Below are 18,620 nucleotides of genomic sequence, written 5' to 3'. Positions count from 1 at the left end.
ATCTTTTAGCTAATAATTTTATTTCTTAAGATTTTGTTCAGCTTTTAATTCTGTTGCTCTTTTTAAAGCTGATTCAAAATTTGAATCAACAAACTTAAATTTATATTTTTCTTTCAAATATTTTTCGAATTCAGATCTCAGAGATTTCTCTTTCTCGCTTCTATATTTAACTTTTTCTAAACTGGATAAATTTGAAACATTCTGCATTTCTGAATTTACTTTATCTTTTACTTCTTTTTGATACAATAATGAACTAAGTAGTGAAGATTTCATCTTATTAATTTGACTAGAAATTTCTTCATCTTCATCAAATTCTATTTCTTTTGCAAATTTCGAAATTAGATGCTGCTCTTTTATAGATTCAAATCTATTATAAAATTCTTCTTTATTTGTTGGAGATTTCTTTCTATCAGAAAAAATATCTTTTAAATAAATTACTCCATCTAAATATTCTGCCAAAACTAAATTTTGTTCTTTTTCTAATATTTGATCAAAATTAATTTCTACATTATTAGAATTTTCTTTGCTTGATAGAATTCTATCAAATCTTTCGCTAAATATTTTAAAATAATATTTAAGTTCCAAATCTTTCACTTTTTCATCAATCTTATTTTGAATAAAAACCTTTCTACTGTGATAAAGTGACTGCCAAATTTTCTGCTTTGCTTCATCAAATGCTGGAACTTCAACATCTCTTTTATCACCTTTATATAAAATGTAATACCCGCCGTATCCTTTGAATGGTTTAGAAAAATTAAATTGCTGCAAAGTATCCATTACTTTGCGGATAGAATCATCGCCAATTGATTCCCGAATTATCCAGCCAAGGTCCCCGCCTTTTTTATTTGTTGATATATCTTGAGAATATTGCTGAACAACCTCTTCAAAACTTTTTCCAATATTCAAAAGTCCGTAAGCTTTATTAATTTCATTTTGTTGTAAATTATGAAAATTTTTATCTGAAGTTTCAAGAAATGGACGCATTATGTAACGCATTCTATATTGTGGTGTAAATTCTGTGTAGAATTTATTTATTAAACTATCAGAAATAATTTTAGGACTAATTTCTTTCTGAATAAAATGCTGGTACAATAGTCTACGTTCATTATTTCTAATAATATTTATATAAATTGAATCTTTTTCTATGTTTCTAAAAATTGCTTCTTGAACAGAAATTTTTTCCAAAGCTTTGTTTACAACAATTTCTTCAAGATTTTCTTTTGTAGGAAGTTTTTCGGGTTTAAACTTTGTACTTAATAGGTAATGATCTATATACTCACTTTGTATTACATTTCCGTTTTCAAATTCAGCTAAAACTGTTTCTTGATTATTACTTGTGCAATTCCAAAAAAACATTAAAATGATTACGGATATAAATAGAAAATTTTTCAACATATTATTCAGTACCCAACCACTTTAGTTCAGAATTATTTTGATTTTTTTTACTAAGATAGCAATTGAAATAATATTAGTGAATGGAGAAAGAATTCTCCATTCACCCAATTGAAGAGTTTTATTTTAACAATACCATTCTTTTGGTAATTGAGTTTGAGCCAGCTTCTAATCTATAATAATAAATACCGCTGGGAACATTATTTCCAAATTCATTTTTTCCATTCCAAACAACTGAATGATTTCCGGAAATCATTTTTCCGCTAATTAATGTTTTTACTTTTTGTCCTAATGAGTTATAAACATTTAATGAAATTTCAGATACTTTTGGAACTGAGAAACTTATATTTGTTTCTGGGTTAAATGGATTTGGATAATTATTTCTAAGAACGAAATTGCTTGAAATTAAGTTTTGATTTTCTTGTTTAACATCTGTAACAACAGAAATTTCGCCGCGGGTAGTCATGTCTGTACCCCAATCATCAATTGGAGTTTCGTTCATTCCGCAAATTCCAATTACATCCCCAACATTAAAATAATCAACTCCAGTTTTATTTTTGTAATACATTTTTAATGTGCGAAGTGACATACCTACTTCTAAGAAATCATTTCCCCAAGCATGTGCCATCCAATCAGGTTGTCCATCCATTGTTGCTGGATCATCGCTGGAATTACATAATAAAAATCCATCATGTTGAACAATAGTTACACTATCTTTATCCATTACTTCATAATTGAAAATTTCATAATCAGAACCAAGATCTGTTTCACCATTATATTCTGAATAGTCTGCTGCCCAATAGTCTAATCCTCTAATAGGTGCTGCACCTTCATTAGCTACTTTCCAATCATCATTTGTTCTTCCACCCCACTCCAACATAACTTCAGCGCCAATTGCAACTTGTCCTTCAACGCCTTGTGCTATTAAATAACCAACAGGAGTATAATGAGCTTCATACCAAGCAACATTCCATCCAGTAGCTACGTCATTATCAATATCCATAAGAATATGGTAATAACCTCTTGATTCATCATAAACAACACCACCATGATCATTTTGGTATGCATTATTTGGCCAACAAGGTCCACCCCACATTCTTAAAGACCAATAAATATTTTCCTCATCAATCATTGCTTTAACTTCTTTAATATCAACTATATCTGTAACAACTGCACCAACTTCAGCAGGAAAAACACCGTCTTCATTATTAGGTGCACTCAAAATTACTGGTAATGATGCCCAATCTGAATCATCCCCATCAAATGTAAATTTTGTTGAACGAGAAACCAATTCATTTGGAAGAGTGTATTCACCACGAGTAGTCATATCAACACCCCAATCATCAATTGGTGTTTCTGTCATTCCACAAATTCCAATTACATCACCAGGATTAAAATAGTCAATTCCTTTGTTTGCAAAATATTTTTTCACAGGAGTAATTTCATAACCAAATTCTAAGAAATCATTACCCCATGCATGACCAACCCAATATGAAATTGAATTACTCACTAATGTTTCATCATCACTACTATTTATTTTTGCAGAACCTTGCCAGCTAATTACTTTTGCTGAATCAGCATTTGGTACTGTTATATTTAAAATTTCATAATCACTTCCCAAATCGGTTTCGCCATTATATTCAGAATAATCAGCAAACCAATGATCAAGGTTTCTAATCGGATTGGCACCTTCATTTGCAACTTTCCAATCATCATTAGTTCTCGCACCCCATTCGTGCATTACTTCTGCACCAATCGCCTCTTGTCCTTGAACACCTTGAGCAATTAAATAACCAACCGGAGTATAATGTGCTTCATACCATGCAGTATTCCATCCAGTTGCTGCATCATTATCTAAATCAAGAAGAAAATGATAATAACCTCTTGATTCATTATAAACTACACCGCCATGATCATTTTGATAAGCATTATTAGGCCATGCAGGACCTCCCCAAAATCTTAAAAGTCCATACATTACATTCCCAACAACTTTTACTTTAGCTTCTTTAATATCAACAATATCACTTACAACGGCACCAACTTCAGCTGGAAAAACTCCATCTTCATTATTAGGAGCTTGAAATAGAACTGGCTCATTTGTCCAATCCGAATCATCCCCATCCATAAAAATTTGTGAATACCCGTTGGAAAAAGAAAAAAGCATTACCAATAGGATTAAAAGCTGCAAAGGTTTTTTCATACTGCCTCCCGTTAAGTTTTTTGAAAATTATGTGAATAAATATTTACATTCATAACAGATGAAACAAAGGAAAATAAGATTCATGGAAATGGAAATCGTAAATAAATTACTTTAATGTCCTTGAAAATTTTAATGCAAACGATTGCCTAACTCAATGTTAACAATATTTAAATAATTTGTCAAGTGAAAAAGCTCCATAACCTTTTTGCAATAACTTATTTCATTCGATATAAAATCTGTTTTTAATTTTACTCAGCTTATGTTACAAGAGTATTAAGGTAATGTTAAGGAATTGTTTATTTTCAGTCTTTTTAATTTTCTACAAGTGATGAAGCTCCTAGTATAGCTGAATGTTTTAATACTGATTTTTCTATTTTAATTTCCTTCAATTGTGTCTTAAATTCGTACTCATTTATTTTTGCAAACATACTTTTTCTGAAGAAATTGTATGCTTTGCTAACTGAACCTCCCAAAATAATTAATTCCGGATTTAACGCATACATTATCGAATTTATTAAATTACCCATGTGTTCACCAAATTCTTCTAAAATTCTTAGTGAATTTTCATCTTTATTTTTTGCATTCGTTAAAACTTCTTCCCCTTTCATTCCATACTTAAATTGAAAGAATTGTCCACTACAATAATATTCATAATTTTTATCAAGATATTTCATTAGACCAAATTCACCAGCACCGCAATTTTTTCCGGCGTATAATTTTCCATCAATTATAATTCCGCCACCTAAACCGGTTCCCATTGCAAGCCCAATTATATCCTTATAAATTTTACCTTTACCAAAATGTTTTTCACCAAGCACAAAACAATTCACATCGTTGTTAACTGATGTTGGAACTCCAAATTTTTCTTCAATTATTTTTTTTAGATGAACTTCTCGCCACGATGGAATATTATGAACTTCATAAACAATTCCATTATTTATATCAACAATACTTGGAACTCCAATTCCAATTCCTTTTACATTTTTTGTGATTATTTTTGAAATGACAAGAGTAATTTCATTTACTATTAAATCTTGATTTTCTTTGGATGAAATTTTGTTTGTAAATAATTTTATTATTTTGTTTCCTTCAACTAAACCGAGTCTTATATTAGTACCACCTAAATCTATACCAATAATTTGTTTTTTTTTCAATGTTTTTCCAAAAATTTTATAAATGAATTACTTTTCCAGAATTAGCGGAATTATATGCTGCATCAACAATTTTTATTACTTCTTGTCCTTCTAATATTCCGGGATTAGGTCGTTTATTAAAAATAATACTTTCAACAAAATTTTTCATTTGTTCAGAATAAATTGTTTGGTCACAATGTTCACTTTTTTCTGTTTTGGGAACTTCAATAATTTCTCCGGATTTCATCTTAACAATTGTTGGGAAAAGAGAAGCATAACCTTCGGTTCCGAAAATTTGCGTGCTTGCTTCAGGTCCATCCATATGCGGATGCCACCAACCACTCTCAATTATTGAAGAGATTCCATTTTCCCAAGTTATTATAATGATTCCGCTGTCATCAACATTATAATTCCCAAAATATGTCCCAATTTTTGCATAAACTTCTCTTGATTTGGGATCTCCAAGAATAAATCTTACAGTATCAATTGCATGAACTCCCATATCCGCTAATGCACCACCGCCAGCTAAATCTTTATTTGTAAACCAACCTTCAGGTCCCCAATTTTCATGGATTCCATAGCCTTTCGTTTTAATAATTTTTCCAAGTTTACCAGATTGAACCAAATCCTTAATGAAATTCACTTCAATATCAAATCTCCACATATGTCCAACCATAACAAGATTATTATTTTCAATTGCCGCATTTTTTATTTTTTCACCTTCAATTGGATTAATTGCCATAGGTTTTTCAATAAAAACATCTTTTCCATGATTCAAAAATTCAATTGCAAACGGTGAATGAAATTTATTTGGTGTGCTAATTATTGCAGCATCAATAGTTTTATCATTCAAAAAATCTTGATAATTATCTGAATAATTTTTTATACCGTATTTTTTTGCAAAATTTTTAGCTGATTCAATCGGTAGACCAACAACTCCAACAATTTCCACATTTTCTAATTGCTGTAAACCTCTTGTATGGTATTCCGAAATATATCCGCAACCAATTAACGCAATTTTTATTTTTTTCATTTTTCCAACACTAATTCAATTCTTCAACATTATTATAAATCTTTTTAATTGCATCAACAATTAAATCCATATCCTTTTTCGTTCCCATTAAAATTTTATGATGAAAACAAACTGATATTTCTTTATAAATTTTTTCACATACTGGTAAAGAAAATCTTGCCGGATTTATATCATTCCAATATTGATCGTTTAATTTGTGTCGCGAAGGTTTTGTATGAGGGACATACAAAGGTGCATTGTTTAATGGCTCGTAACAAGGTTCAACGGAAACTCCGAGTTCAGAACTCAATGCATTTCTAAATTTTTCAATCGGCAAATTTTTAAATTCATCTTTGATATATCTAAATGTAAAATTAAAATATGCAACTTTTGTTTCTCTTTCATCTCTTCTCATTGGTGAAATTCCGGGAATATTTTTTAGCAGAGAATTTATATAAACGCCATTTTCATCTCTATTTTTATTCTGTTCTGGAAGTCGTTTCATTCCCTCAACTAATATTGCAGCTTGAAATTCGGTAATTCTATAATTTCCGGATTGTATAAAATTTCCTTCATCAAAATAAACTCCCGCTCCCTTATCTGTATTTTGCAAATCTTCTTTTTCCGGTCTTCTTCCACAATTTCTCAATCCATCTAATTTATCAGCTAATTCTTCATTATTAGTTGTTAAAGCTCCGCCTTCACCAGCAGTTAAATGTTTTGAAAGTTGAAAACTAAAACTTCCAACATCGCCAATACTTCCGGCTTTTTTACCTTTCCACTCACCGCCATGTTTATGAGCACAATCTTCAATTACGTAAAGATTATATTTTTTTGCAATTTCCATAATTGCATCCATATCTGCAAAGTTTCCATAAAGATGAACCGGAACAATAGCCTTTGTTTTTGGAGTGATTGCTTTTTCAATTTCTTTTGGGTCAATACACCAAGTATCTTCACAAACATCAACAAGAATTGGTGTTGCATTTACATCAAGGATAGTTGCTGCAGTAGCTTGCCAAGTTAATCCGGGAAGAATGACCTCATCGCCCAATCCAATTCCGAGAGATTCAAGCGCTAATTGTAATGTTACTGTTCCATTTGCTGCTGATATACAATATTTTGTTCCAGTAAATTCTGCAAACATTTTATTGAATTGAATTTCTTTTGGACCATTATATGACCAAATTCCACTGTGTAAAACTTCTAGCAAACTTTGTTCTTCATTTTTATCCCAAACAGGCCATGCAGGCCAAGGATTTGTTTTTATATTTCTAACAGGATTGCCGCCATTTATTGCTAATATTGCCATTTTCTCCTCGCCTATTTACTTAAAAATTTATTTTAAATTCCAACCTTTAAGTCTAACTTCAACATTTTCGTTTTTTTGATTCTTTAAAATTTTTGCTTCAATCAATTTATTTTCTTTTGGTAAAATGCTGATATAATTATCACTCCACAAAATTGGTAAGATTACTTCACTTGTGGTAATATCAAAAAGTAATATTTCAATAAAAAATGCAATTACATTATTTTTGTTAACGAGATTTATCGAAATTTTATTTTCATCAATGATTATATATTCAAGATTTATCAATACGTTAGACATATTTTCTATTTTGGTAAAATCTGCAAATTGCTTGCTTGGAGTATAATAATTCCATCCTTCAACTTTTGCTTCATAATCCAAAATATCTTTTTGGATAGATAACCAATAAAAATTATTCGATATTTCATTTTCTGATTTATCGAAAAGTTTCATATCTAAGAAATTAACTTCTGTAAAATTTAAATTCTGAGGAATTGTAAAAATTTTCATTACTGATTCCCTAGCAATGGAAACATTTATTTTTTCATTTAAGATTAGTGTTGAATTGATGTCAAATATTTTTATAACAGCTGTATAATTCTCAAGATCTTTGAGTGAATTATTTACTAAATAAATATTTTCATCATCATAATTATAAATTAACTTAATTGGTTCATTAGCTTTTTTTGCACCAAAATAAGCTCCGTTCGGCATTAAGAAAGTATCATATAATTGCCAATACAATTCTGGCCAAGCCGAGTTAAGCATCCATTGAATTATTCCAGTGGCATTTTTTTGATTTACCTGAAAAGCCTCAAACATTGGTCGCATTAATTCGTAATTCAACATTTGAGATTTGTAAGCAAAATCTTCAACACTTTTTGGCTTGCCATATCTTTTTTCAATTGCAATTTGAGTTCTATTAATATGTGAAAAATAATTTTTACCGCAATGATAATTCCAAACTTCATCAATTGGCCAAAGATTTTTTTGGGGAATAAATTTTCTAAGACTTTCTATTGGCGGAACATTTGCGCCGGGACAAGTTTCAGTATTAAATCCATAAGCACCGCCTAAATTTTTATTTGTGTACCAATAAATTGGCGGAGTATAGGCATATGGTCCGAGCATTTTTACTCTTGATGATCCACTAATTTCACTTATTATTTCTGTTGAAGTTATAATGCCTTGATCACTTCCAACACCACCCGTTGAATTTAAGTAAGGACGAGTTTTATCATATTTGTTAAAAGTTTCAATATATCTTTTTTCTAAATCCGGATGAGGCAGCATGTCACTTCCAATTGTCCATACAAATATTGAAGGATGATTTCTCAGCCATAATAATTGATCTTCCCAAGATTGTGCAATTAATTCAATCTCATCTTTTTCAATTACACCGCCGTACTTTGGATGAACTTCTTTTCCCAAATATTCTTTATGTTCCCATTGGCAGCTCCAGCCGATCATTATTAAAATTCCATTTTCATCACAAAGTTCATAAAGTTTTTGATCCTTTCCCCAAAACCCTTCCAAGCGAATGCAATTTAAATTCATATCTTTTACATACTGAATCTGCGTGGTTAACGATTCATGAGTATCTTGCAAAAATAAGTCATCTGTCCAACCAGCACCTCTAATCAATAATTTATGTCCATTAACTTTAAATCCGCGATGACCGCCCTCGTTTATGTAATCTTCAATTTTTCTGATTCCAAATTTTGTTGAAATTTCATCTGAAATTTTTTCATCGGTATTTATTTTTAAAGTTAACTCATATAGATTTGGTTCACCTAAATTATTCGGCCACCAAATTCTTGGATTTTCAAAATTTAATTGAGGGATATTTTTTGAATCGAAAATAATTAATTTAGATTGATTTGCTTCAACATTTATAGTTTGAGAGAAATTAATATTTCCAATTTGTCCAACTAATTCACAACTTGATTTTTTGTTAAGATGATTTATAACTTCTGAAGAAATTTTAAGATTAGCAAATTTCAAATTAGTTAAATCAATTTCACTTTCTACAAACGGATTTTTTATCTCAATTCCATTATTAAATTGCAGTGAAATTTCTCTAAAAATTCCCAAATTATTATCCGGTGGATTAGGATTCCAATCAACAAATCCAATAGTAAAATCACCGGGTTTGGGCGGAATAACTTCAATTGCTAAAATGTTTTTGCCAACATTTAAAAAATCATTTATGTTTAATTGAAATCTTCTGTAAGCACCAAAAAAAGTTTTTTTATCGGCAATTAAATTACCGTTTAACCAAACATTTGCACTGTAATTAATTCCATCAAAATTTATTTGAATATTTTGATTTCTTTGAAATTCATCTAAGTCAAATTCTGTTCTGTACCACCAAGGAATTTTAAATTGTTCAGTTGGAATATTTTTTAGATTTGTACCAAAATAAGGATTTTCATAAACTCCATTTTCAACTAAAGTTGCCAAAACAGTTGAAGGTATTTTTGCATCATACCAATTTTCGCAATTAATTTTATTTGTTGATATTTCTTTACCATTTGAATTTGATAATTTATCCGAAGAAATTAATTTCCAATTATGCTGCAATAAAATTTTATTCATACAATTTTAATTTTTGAATATAATTTTTAATAAATAATTGAGTTGAGAAAAATCCGGAATAATAATATGTGCACCAGCTCTAATCAAACGTGTTCTTTTCTTATAATTCATTCCATGTCTTCTAACTTCATCTGATGCAATACCAATGCATAGAGAGCCAACTTTCCTACCTTCAATTATTTCAACCGGACCATCGCCAATTACCATTAAATTTTCACCTTTACAATTTCCCTCTTCAATAATTCTATTTATAACTATTTTTTTTGCATCACCAATTTCATTTCCTTTTGAACCTCTAATTCCACCCGAAAATAAATTCCCATAACCTAAAGCATTAGCTTCAGTAACTACGCTGTCTTCATCTGTTCCGCTTGCTAAAAATAGTTTAAGATTTTTTTCATGAATTTTTTTTAACATTTCAACTGAACCTAAAATTGTAAAATCATGAATTGAACGTTCACCATTTTCAAATTTTTTTATTCTATCATTAACACTAAACATCAAATTATCAAGATAAATTGCTTTATATTCGGCTGGAGTTTTTACTTTTTCTTTTTGAATAAAACCTTCTTCTAGGATAATATCTTGCAAACCCATCATTTGAATAATTGTCTGAATTCCGGTTGTATCATTAATGAATTTATCACACTTAACTGAAAGTCGATTGTATTCATTAGAAGATATTTCTTGTAATTTATCACCGCAAATTTCTTCAATCATTACTTTATGCATTACGGTTTCCCAGCCTTCGCGCAATGTTGAAATAGTTCCATCATGATCTAATATTACATTTTGAATACTAATATTTTGAGGAAGCTCTCCAACAATTTCAATTTCGGAATTTTCAAAATATTTTGCTTTACGCGGATCATATGCTAAAGCTAAATCATAGTTGTAATAACTTTCTTCAGCTAATTTTAAAATTTCTACTTGAGTAACTGAACCGATTTTTTTTATTTGCTTTGCAATAATGGCGAATGCCAAATTAGCAATTTCAAGAGATTTGTTAATTGATGCTCCGCTTCCTAAGCAAGCAGCAAATGTACTTACGCATGCATTGCCAGATCCAAGTTTATCAATTTCACCGGTTAAATAAATTCCCGGAACGGTTTCAATATTTTTATCGTCAAAATATATTAAACCGCTTTCTCCTCTAATCATTAAAAGCGGAGTTTTAATTTTTTTGAATAATTTTCTCAATTTAAAAATTGCCGTATCTGTATCATTTTCATCAAAATTTTCTTCTCCTAATTCTTTCGAGATTAAAAAAGAAGTAACTTTTAAAATTGAGTTTTCCAATGGGAATAAATCATTTCTTAAATCACCAATTATTTTGCATTGTGTATTTTCTTTTATAATTTCATTCAATTTTGTAAATATGTAATCATTAACTAATGGATTTTTAAATTGTTGATTTACAATTAATACATCCAATTCATGAATTTTCTTACTGAGTTTATTTATTAGAATATCCGTGTAATCTTTTTCCGGAAAGTTTAAAGAACCGAAATCTATCCTTGAAATTTCTTCCTTATTTTCAAGTGGTTTTATATAAGTAAAAGTTTCCCAAATATTGTTGATGCTTAAAATACTATCAATATTTACATTTTTTTCTTTTAGCTGAAATAAAATTTCGCGACCAAGAATATCATTCCCGATAAATCCAAATGCAAAAACATTTTTTATGCCAAGTGATATTAAATTGTTAACGATATTTCCGGCAGCAGCTAAGTTTGTTTTTATAGAAGATCCATACAAAACCGGTTTTCCGGTTTCAATAGAATTTTCTCCGGTGTTTTGAATTAAATTATAGTAAATATCTAAAGCGAAATCGCCAAATACTCCAACTTTTAAGTTTTCAAAATCACTAAATATTTTTTTTATTTCGGATATTTTCATAAATATTTCTACTACATTTTATAATGTTCATCAACAACTTGACACATTATATGTCCTATTAAAATGTGCATTTCTTGAACTCTAGGAGTATCATTGCTTGGTACCACAATATTTAAGTCACATTTAATATTAAATTTTCCACCGCCTTTTCCGCTTAAGCCCAAAGTTTTACAATTCATTTCTTTAGCTTTTGAAAAAGCATTAACAACATTTTCACTATTTCCTGTAGAAGAAATTCCAATTACTAAATCCCCAGGTTGTGCAAGGGCTTCAACTTGTCTTTCAAAAACGTGTTGATAGCCATAATCATTTCCAATAGCAGTCAATGCTGAAGTATCAGTAGTAATAGCAATTGCTGGCAAACCTTTTCTTTCAACTTTATATCTTCCTGTAAACTCAGCAGCAATATGCTGAGCATCTGCTGCACTTCCGCCATTGCCCATCAAAATTATTTTATTTTTTGAATCCAAAACATTTAAAACCATTTCGCAAGCTTTTTCAATATCAGGTTTCAATAATTCAATAACTTCTTCAATAACAATTTTATGAGAAAGTAATTCATGCTCAATTATTTTTTTCATGATTTTTAATTTTCAATTTATTAAATAATTTCTATTAATTTATGCAAACGATTGTTTATGCTAAATTTAGATAATATGATTAAATTAAACAACATAAATAAATTTGATTTTTTTTACAAACAGAATAAAAATTCTTAATGAATTCAATTTTGATTATTGATTTTAAAATTATATATTGATTTTTAGATATTGACAAACGATTGTTCTGCAATTGTTTACGGTTTTTAATAATTTTACTTTTAAACTTTAAGGGAATTCATTTTATGGCACCTACTCTAAAAGATGTAGCTGCTTTCGTTGGAGTACATCCTTCAACAGTTTCAAGAGTACTTCGCGGAAAAGAAAATCTTAAAATTTCTGCAAAAACACATGATAAAATAATTAAAGCCGTAAAGGAATTAAATTACATTCCCGATTTTACCGCACGTGCGTTACGAATGAAAAAAAGTTTTACTATCGGATTAATTGTTCCGGATATTTTGAACCCATATTTTGCCAGAATTGCTAGAAGAATTGAGCAATTAGGTTTTGAAAAGAGATATACAGTAATTGTTTGCAACACCGATGAAGATCAAGAAAAGGAAATTGTTTATTTAAATCAATTAATATCCAGAGGTGTTGATGGAATAATTTTAGCTCCCGTACAAGACAGTAAAAACCATATTGTTGACATAGTTGAAAAGAAAATTCCATTTGTATTGATAGACAGAATTTTTGATGGAATTGAAGTTGATTCTGTTATTACAAATAATGCTGAATCTGTTGTAAAAGCCGTTGCTCATTTAGTTAAACTTGGTCATACAAAAATTGCATTTTTACGAGGACAAAAAAATATCTACACAATTAAAAACAGACTTGCCGGTTATAAACAAGCGTTAAATGAATTTAATTTAAAAGTTGATGAAAAATACATTGTTGGTGAAGGATTTGAATTTGAACACGGATATGAAGCAACTTTAGAATTATTAAAATTACCAGAATTACCCACTGCAATTGTTTCTTCTGGTGGAGATTTAGTTACTTTAGGAGCTATTAAAGCTATTTTTGAAAAAGGTTTAAAAATTCCGGAAGATATTTCCATTATTGCTTTTTTCGATGGATTTTATTCACCTTATCTATCAACTCCATTGACAACAATTACTCATTACAGACAAAAAATTGGCGAGAAAGCTTTTAAACTTTTGCTAAAACAAATTGAAACAAATAAAATTACTAATCCAAAAACAATTTGTGTTGATACAAAATTTGAAATAAGAAAATCAACCGCTAAACCATTAAATTGATATTTTTACACTACAGAAATAAACTTATTGAAAAATATTGGGAAATTTGAAAATGACATTTGAAAATAATTCAAAAGCAGAAATTAGATTGAAAGGCTCATTACCTAAAATTGGAATTCGTCCGGTAATTGATGGAAGAAGAAACGGTGTGAGAGAATCCTTAGAAGATCAAACGATGAACATGGCAAAATCTGCAGCAAAATTTTTAACTGAAAATTTAAAACATTCCAACGGAATGCCGGTTGAATGTGTAATTGCAGATACAACAATCGGTGGAGTTGTTGAGGCGGCTTTAACTGCGGAAAAATTTACAAGAGAAGGAGTTGGTGTTTCCTTAACAGTTACGCCAGCTTGGTGTTACGGAACTGAAGTTATGGATATTGATCCTCTTATTCCAAAAGCAATTTGGGGATTTAACGGAACAGAAAGACCCGGCGCTGTTTATTTAGCTGCTGCACTTGCCGGATATAGTCAAAAAGGACTGCCAACATTCAGTATCTATGGAAGGAACGTACAAGATTCAACTGATACAACAATTCCAGAAGATGTAAAGCAAAAACTTTTATTATTTGCAAAAGCTGGTTTAGTCGTTGCTGAAATGAAAAATAAATCATATTTAGCAATTGGCGGTGTTTCAATGGGAATTGTGGGATCAATTGTTGATCAAGATTTTTTGCAAAATTATCTTGGAATGAGAACTTCAACCGTTGATATGACTGAATTGATTAGAAGAATTGACGAAGGAATATTTGATCAATCAGAATTTGAAAATGCTTTAAAGTGGACAAAAGAAAATTGTATTGAAGGTGAAGATATAAATAAAAAAGAAAAACAAGTTTCGCGTGAGCAAAAAGATAAGGATTGGGAAACCGTTGTAAAAATGACAATCATCATGAGAGATTTGATGATCGGAAATCCCAAATTAAAAGAAATTGGATTTGAAGAAGAATCAATGGGAAATAATGCAATTGTTTCTGGATTTCAAGGACAAAGACATTGGACAGATCACTTCCCAAATGGCGATTTTTCAGAAACAATTTTAAATTCATCATTTGATTGGAATGGCATTAGAGAAGCTTTTACTGTTGCAACAGAAAATGATAGTTTAAATGGAATTTCAATGCTATTCGGACATTTATTAACAAATACAGCACAAATATTTTCTGATGTAAGAACTTTTTGGAGTCCGGAATCTGTAAAAAGAGTTTCAAATTATGAGCTAACCGGAAAAGCTAAATACGGAATTATTCATTTAATAAATTCCGGATCAACAACTTTAGATGGAACCGGAAGGCAAAAACAAAATGGAATTTCTGTTATGAAACCATTTTGGGAAATAACTCAAAATGATGTTGAAGAATGTTTGAAAGCAACAAAATGGTGTCCGGCAAATTTGGGTTATTTTAGAGGCGGCGGTTATTCTTCGCAATTTTTAACTTCTGGAGAAATGCCGGTTACAATGTGCAGAATAAATATGATTAAAGGTTTAGGTCCTGTATTACAAATCGCAGAAGGTTATACAGTAGATTTACCTTTAGAAGTTCATAATGTTTTAGATAGAAGAACAGATCCAACTTGGCCAACAACTTGGTTTGCGCCAATTTTAACAGGAAAAGGTGCATTCGTTGATGTTTATTCTGTTATGAAAAACTGGGGTGCAAATCACGGTGCAATAAGTTACGGACATATTGGAGATAAATTAGTTACACTTGCTTCAATGTTAAGAATTCCGGTTAATATGCATAATGTTTCTGAAGAAAGAATTTTTAGACCTAGTGCATGGAATGCTTTTGGAACGAACAATTTAGAATCTGCAGATTTTGAAGCTTGTAAAAATTTTGGTCCAATTTACGGATAAAATTATTCTAACATTTTTTTTTGCAATTTAAATTTTCTAATTGGATTGTTGTATGATTTATCCCAAACTCAAACAGCAATCCTTCATTTATATCTTTTATTAGCTTATCATAATTTGAATTTGAATTTGCATTTGGAATAACGTGAACTGTTAATGCAGTTTCTGATGTACTTAATGCCCAAATATGTAAATGATGTAATGAATCTATTTCAAATTTGTCTAATAAAAATTTTCTAACATTTTCATAATTTATATTTCCTGGAACTCCATCAATAGATAATATCATTGATTCTTTAAATAATTTCCAAGTTCCGTTAAAAATAATTATTACAATTAAAATGCTAATTACTGAATCCAGCCAATAAAAATCAGTTAACATAATTAGTAATCCAGATATAACAACTCCCGCAGAAATTATCGCATCGGTAAGCATATGAAGATATGCGCCTTTTATATTTAAATCTTGGTCCTTACCTTCTAAAAATAAACGTGCTGTAATTCCATTTATAATTACACCAATTCCGGCAACAATAATTACAATATTTCCATCAACAATTTCTGTGGATTTAATTCTTTCAATTGCTTCCCAAAGAATAATTCCTAAAGCAAATATTAATAAAAGTGCGTTTAACATAGCAGCTAAAATTGAAGTTCGTTTGAATCCGTAAGTAAAATTTTTTGTCGGTTTTTTAAGAATAAGATAATTTGCAATCCATGCAATCATCAAACCTAAAACATCACTAAGATTATGTCCGGCATCGGCAATAAGTGCTAATGAATTGTAAGTTAATCCGAAAATAATTTCAACTATAATAAAAATTGAATTTAATACAATTCCAAATTTAAATTTCCGGTTAAACTCGTTGTGATTAATATGATGATTATGCGACATCTATAAATAATTTCTTTCTCACTCACAAAAATACAAAATACTTTTTATGAGTGAGAATTTTAAGATTATAAAATTTGATTTGTTTTAAAAGTTATTCTGAATATTCTTCCAGGCTCATATACTTTATTTCCAGCCGCAAATGGATCTCTCATAAATGATAAATGTTGATAGTAATTTGCATTCAATAAATTTTCAACATCAAGAGAAATCTCAATTCCGTTAAAATTATACATTAATCCAATATCTAATTTATTCCATGCACCGGATTTTGTTTCATTTAATAAATCATCAACTCTTATTTGTGCATTATTATATAAGTGTTTAAGATAAGTAACAAATCCGTAATATTCCGGTGAAATGATTTTTGTACTTATTTTTAATGGAGGCATTTCAGCCAACGGAGAATTATTTGTTGAATTTTTTGCCCAGATATATGATGCATCAACAACGATAAATTTATAATTCACGTTTAAGTTTGAACCCAACAATAAAGCATCTACATTAGTATAAGTTAAAAACGGCATTTGCATTACTGTTTGTCTTGCTAAATTATTATAATTCCAAACTTTTGATCCGAACATTTCTAGATTCACATTTTCATATGTTATTGAACCTCTTAAAGTACCTTTGAAAGGTTGCTTTAAATTTGAGTTGCCCGTCCAAGAAGGTTTTCCCATCGGTTTTTGAACTGAAATAAAAAGGCTTTCTGTTTCAGGACTTTCACTATTTACTTCTATCATTCCACCTATTCCAAAACTATTATTAATTGCATATAAGTGTGATAATCCTAAACTAAAAGTTGGGAAAAATCTGGAAAGATTAACTTCTTCAAAATACTTTTTATAAAATTCCTCTCTTGATTTGTCGCCAATCATTTGATAAGAAAATCCAATTTTTCCATACAATCTTATTTTTTCTAAATCAATTGATTTGAACAAATTTGCATTGTAAGAATTTACATTTGGAATTAAATCATTATCTATATGCATCATTGCATTATGGAAGAAATTATTCGCATCCCAATTTCTGAAAATCACTTCATAAAAATTTCCAATTGCTCCAATAGTTAAATTTTTTGCAGTTGTTTTCATTAACATTGTATTAATTCGCAAATCATTATCCATAACATGATTTGTATAATTGAAATAGATTTTATGATCATCATACCTTAAATAAGCGCTATAAACTCTGTTAAATCTTTCATCCATTTGTAAATATGGGAATGAAACATTTTCTGTATAAGCGGCTGAAAAACCATAAGATATAGAATTTAATTGACCACGAACTGAAGCTTCGACTAATTTAAAATTGTAATTTTCCTTAAATCCATAACTATCTGAAAATGAATTTTTATCTCCATCAACATATGGGGAACCGTTTGCATATCTTAAAGAAATTCTATGATTTGAATAATCTGCTGATGTTGCAAGATCAAATCCATTTTGTGCTCCAGCTAATGTGGAAATTGCAGCTTGAATTTTCATTATTTCTGAAATTGATGATCTGTTAAATTTAACAACTCCACCTAATCCTGATTGAATATTGCTACTTGTTTTATTCAAACTTACTGATTCTAAATCAAGCGGATTAACTCTAGTTAATGGTGAATCCATTCTGTTTGGGCAAGCTGAATGATATCTTTCTCCATCAATTACAACATTAATATCTCCCTTTTTCAATCCGTCTGCGTAAACATCTTGAGCAAAGAAAACACCTTTGCGGATTAAACTAAAACCGTTTGTGCCTAAAACATTTTCTAAATTATCTTTGGAAATTCTATTATTTGCTTCTCCTAAATTTAATCTTTTTGAATTAATTTCAACTTGTTGAAGCCAATAATTTTTTAAACTATCAGTTAAATTTTCTTGTGAGATTATTTGTGTTGAAACAAATAAAAACAAGAATAGAATATATTTATTAAACACTTTTATCCTCTCTGAGTTAATTATTTCTCATCAAATAAATTTTTAAAACAAATTGCACAAAATCTTAAAAACAAAATTTCAATTTTTAATGAACTTTGTAAAGTAAATCATTTGATTTTTTATTTTATTAACTAAAAGAAGAAAATTTGGGTGGAGGTGATAATGGTTCAATATTTAAGAAATTAGAAAAAGTACAATCAATTTTGATAAAATTTATAAATGTTGGATTTAACCTATTTTGATGTTGTGAAAATGAAATGTGATCAATTTTAAACTTCTCTAAAATAACAAATTGTTTTTGTTTACTTTCCGTATCGACTTGTTTTTTCATTTCTTTCTGAAGATGACATTTACCCATACACATATTATCCAAATTATCTTTTTGTTCACAAAGTTCAGTTATGATAAAAGTATAATTTATTAAATAATCCAGCAATGGTAATGCAGTTCTAAAAACATAAGTGGAATAGATTAAAAGTAAAACAAAATTGATTATTTTAAGATAAGTTGTCATTTAAATTTTTATTTTGAAGAAATA

The 18,620-nt window shown here is 29.4% G+C and carries 13 protein-coding genes; 2 read left to right on the top strand and 11 right to left on the bottom strand.

Translation table 11 applies throughout. The features are described 5' to 3' along the window. Positions 1–18: 18 nt before the first annotated feature. The 8 genes from IPM32_13245 to IPM32_13210 all read right to left on the bottom strand — a co-directional run bounded on the left by IPM32_13245 (position 19) and on the right by IPM32_13210 (position 12,124). Positions 19–1,395 (bottom strand): peptidylprolyl isomerase, encoded by a 1,377-nt coding sequence (locus IPM32_13245; GenBank protein MBK8946216.1) that lies wholly within the window; start codon positions 1,393–1,395, stop codon positions 19–21. Positions 1,396–1,513: 118 nt separating this feature from the next. After that, positions 1,514–3,592, bottom strand: a complete 2,079-nt coding sequence (locus tag IPM32_13240) for a T9SS type A sorting domain-containing protein (protein ID MBK8946215.1) — start codon at positions 3,590–3,592, stop codon at positions 1,514–1,516. A 311-nt stretch (positions 3,593–3,903) separates the two neighbouring features. After that, on the bottom strand, positions 3,904–4,746 hold the full coding sequence (locus IPM32_13235) for an ROK family protein (GenBank protein ID MBK8946214.1): 843 nt from the start codon (positions 4,744–4,746) through the stop codon (positions 3,904–3,906). Positions 4,747–4,762: 16 nt separating this feature from the next. Beyond that, the gene (locus tag IPM32_13230; protein ID MBK8946213.1) at positions 4,763–5,758 is read right to left on the bottom strand and encodes a Gfo/Idh/MocA family oxidoreductase; all 996 of its coding nucleotides are present in this window, start codon (positions 5,756–5,758) and stop codon (positions 4,763–4,765) included. 10 nt (positions 5,759–5,768) lie between these two features. Further along, positions 5,769–7,049 (bottom strand): DegT/DnrJ/EryC1/StrS family aminotransferase, encoded by a 1,281-nt coding sequence (locus IPM32_13225; protein ID MBK8946212.1) that lies wholly within the window; start codon positions 7,047–7,049, stop codon positions 5,769–5,771. A gap of 27 nt (positions 7,050–7,076) precedes the next feature. Next, a complete protein-coding gene (locus IPM32_13220; GenBank protein ID MBK8946211.1) occupies positions 7,077–9,644 on the bottom strand; it encodes a glycoside hydrolase family 2 in 2,568 nt (855 codons plus the stop codon). 6 nt (positions 9,645–9,650) lie between these two features. Beyond that, a complete protein-coding gene (locus IPM32_13215) occupies positions 9,651–11,543 on the bottom strand; it encodes an HAD hydrolase-like protein (protein MBK8946210.1) in 1,893 nt (630 codons plus the stop codon). Between the two features lie 11 nt (positions 11,544–11,554). Beyond that, positions 11,555–12,124, bottom strand: coding sequence for a D-sedoheptulose 7-phosphate isomerase (locus IPM32_13210; protein ID MBK8946209.1), 570 nt, complete (start codon positions 12,122–12,124; stop codon positions 11,555–11,557). Positions 12,125–12,387: 263 nt separating this feature from the next. Between IPM32_13210 and IPM32_13205 the strand changes: the two genes are divergently transcribed. Continuing rightward, entirely contained in the window at positions 12,388–13,407 is a 1,020-nt protein-coding gene (locus IPM32_13205; protein MBK8946208.1) for a LacI family DNA-binding transcriptional regulator, read from the top strand. Positions 13,408–13,459: 52 nt separating this feature from the next. Beyond that, entirely contained in the window at positions 13,460–15,265 is a 1,806-nt protein-coding gene (locus IPM32_13200; GenBank protein ID MBK8946207.1) for an L-fucose isomerase, read from the top strand. 7 nt (positions 15,266–15,272) lie between these two features. Here IPM32_13200 and IPM32_13195 read toward each other — a convergent pair whose 3' ends face one another. The 3 genes from IPM32_13195 to IPM32_13185 form a co-directional block, all read right to left on the bottom strand. Next, positions 15,273–16,157 carry a cation transporter gene (locus IPM32_13195; protein ID MBK8946206.1) on the bottom strand — a complete coding sequence of 295 codons (885 nt, stop codon included), beginning with the start codon at positions 16,155–16,157 and terminating at the stop codon, positions 15,273–15,275. Between the two features lie 65 nt (positions 16,158–16,222). Continuing rightward, on the bottom strand, positions 16,223–18,082 hold the full coding sequence (locus tag IPM32_13190) for a hypothetical protein (protein ID MBK8946205.1): 1,860 nt from the start codon (positions 18,080–18,082) through the stop codon (positions 16,223–16,225). A gap of 127 nt (positions 18,083–18,209) precedes the next feature. Further along, positions 18,210–18,596 (bottom strand): hypothetical protein, encoded by a 387-nt coding sequence (locus tag IPM32_13185; GenBank protein ID MBK8946204.1) that lies wholly within the window; start codon positions 18,594–18,596, stop codon positions 18,210–18,212. Positions 18,597–18,620: the final 24 nt, after the last annotated feature.

Source organism: Ignavibacteriota bacterium (assembly GCA_016716225.1).
Classification (GTDB): domain Bacteria; phylum Bacteroidota; class Ignavibacteria; order Ignavibacteriales; family Melioribacteraceae.
This window is presented reverse-complemented; position numbering and strand designations above follow the sequence as displayed.

Excerpts from the sequence above, each read along its gene's own strand:
- IPM32_13195 (MBK8946206.1), bottom strand. The coding sequence starts at position 16,157 with ATGTCGCATAATCATCATATTAATCACAACGAGTTTAACCGGAAATTT.
- IPM32_13220 (MBK8946211.1), bottom strand. The coding sequence starts at position 9,644 with ATGAATAAAATTTTATTGCAGCATAATTGGAAATTAATTTCTTCGGAT.
- IPM32_13205 (MBK8946208.1), top strand. The coding sequence starts at position 12,388 with ATGGCACCTACTCTAAAAGATGTAGCTGCTTTCGTTGGAGTACATCCT.
- IPM32_13200 (MBK8946207.1), top strand. The coding sequence starts at position 13,460 with ATGACATTTGAAAATAATTCAAAAGCAGAAATTAGATTGAAAGGCTCA.
- IPM32_13215 (MBK8946210.1), bottom strand. The coding sequence starts at position 11,543 with ATGAAAATATCCGAAATAAAAAAAATATTTAGTGATTTTGAAAACTTA.
- IPM32_13210 (MBK8946209.1), bottom strand. The coding sequence starts at position 12,124 with ATGAAAAAAATAATTGAGCATGAATTACTTTCTCATAAAATTGTTATT.
- IPM32_13240 (MBK8946215.1), bottom strand. The coding sequence starts at position 3,592 with ATGAAAAAACCTTTGCAGCTTTTAATCCTATTGGTAATGCTTTTTTCT.
- IPM32_13230 (MBK8946213.1), bottom strand. The coding sequence starts at position 5,758 with ATGAAAAAAATAAAAATTGCGTTAATTGGTTGCGGATATATTTCGGAA.
- IPM32_13225 (MBK8946212.1), bottom strand. The coding sequence starts at position 7,049 with ATGGCAATATTAGCAATAAATGGCGGCAATCCTGTTAGAAATATAAAA.
- IPM32_13245 (MBK8946216.1), bottom strand. The coding sequence starts at position 1,395 with ATGTTGAAAAATTTTCTATTTATATCCGTAATCATTTTAATGTTTTTT.
- IPM32_13185 (MBK8946204.1), bottom strand. The coding sequence starts at position 18,596 with ATGACAACTTATCTTAAAATAATCAATTTTGTTTTACTTTTAATCTAT.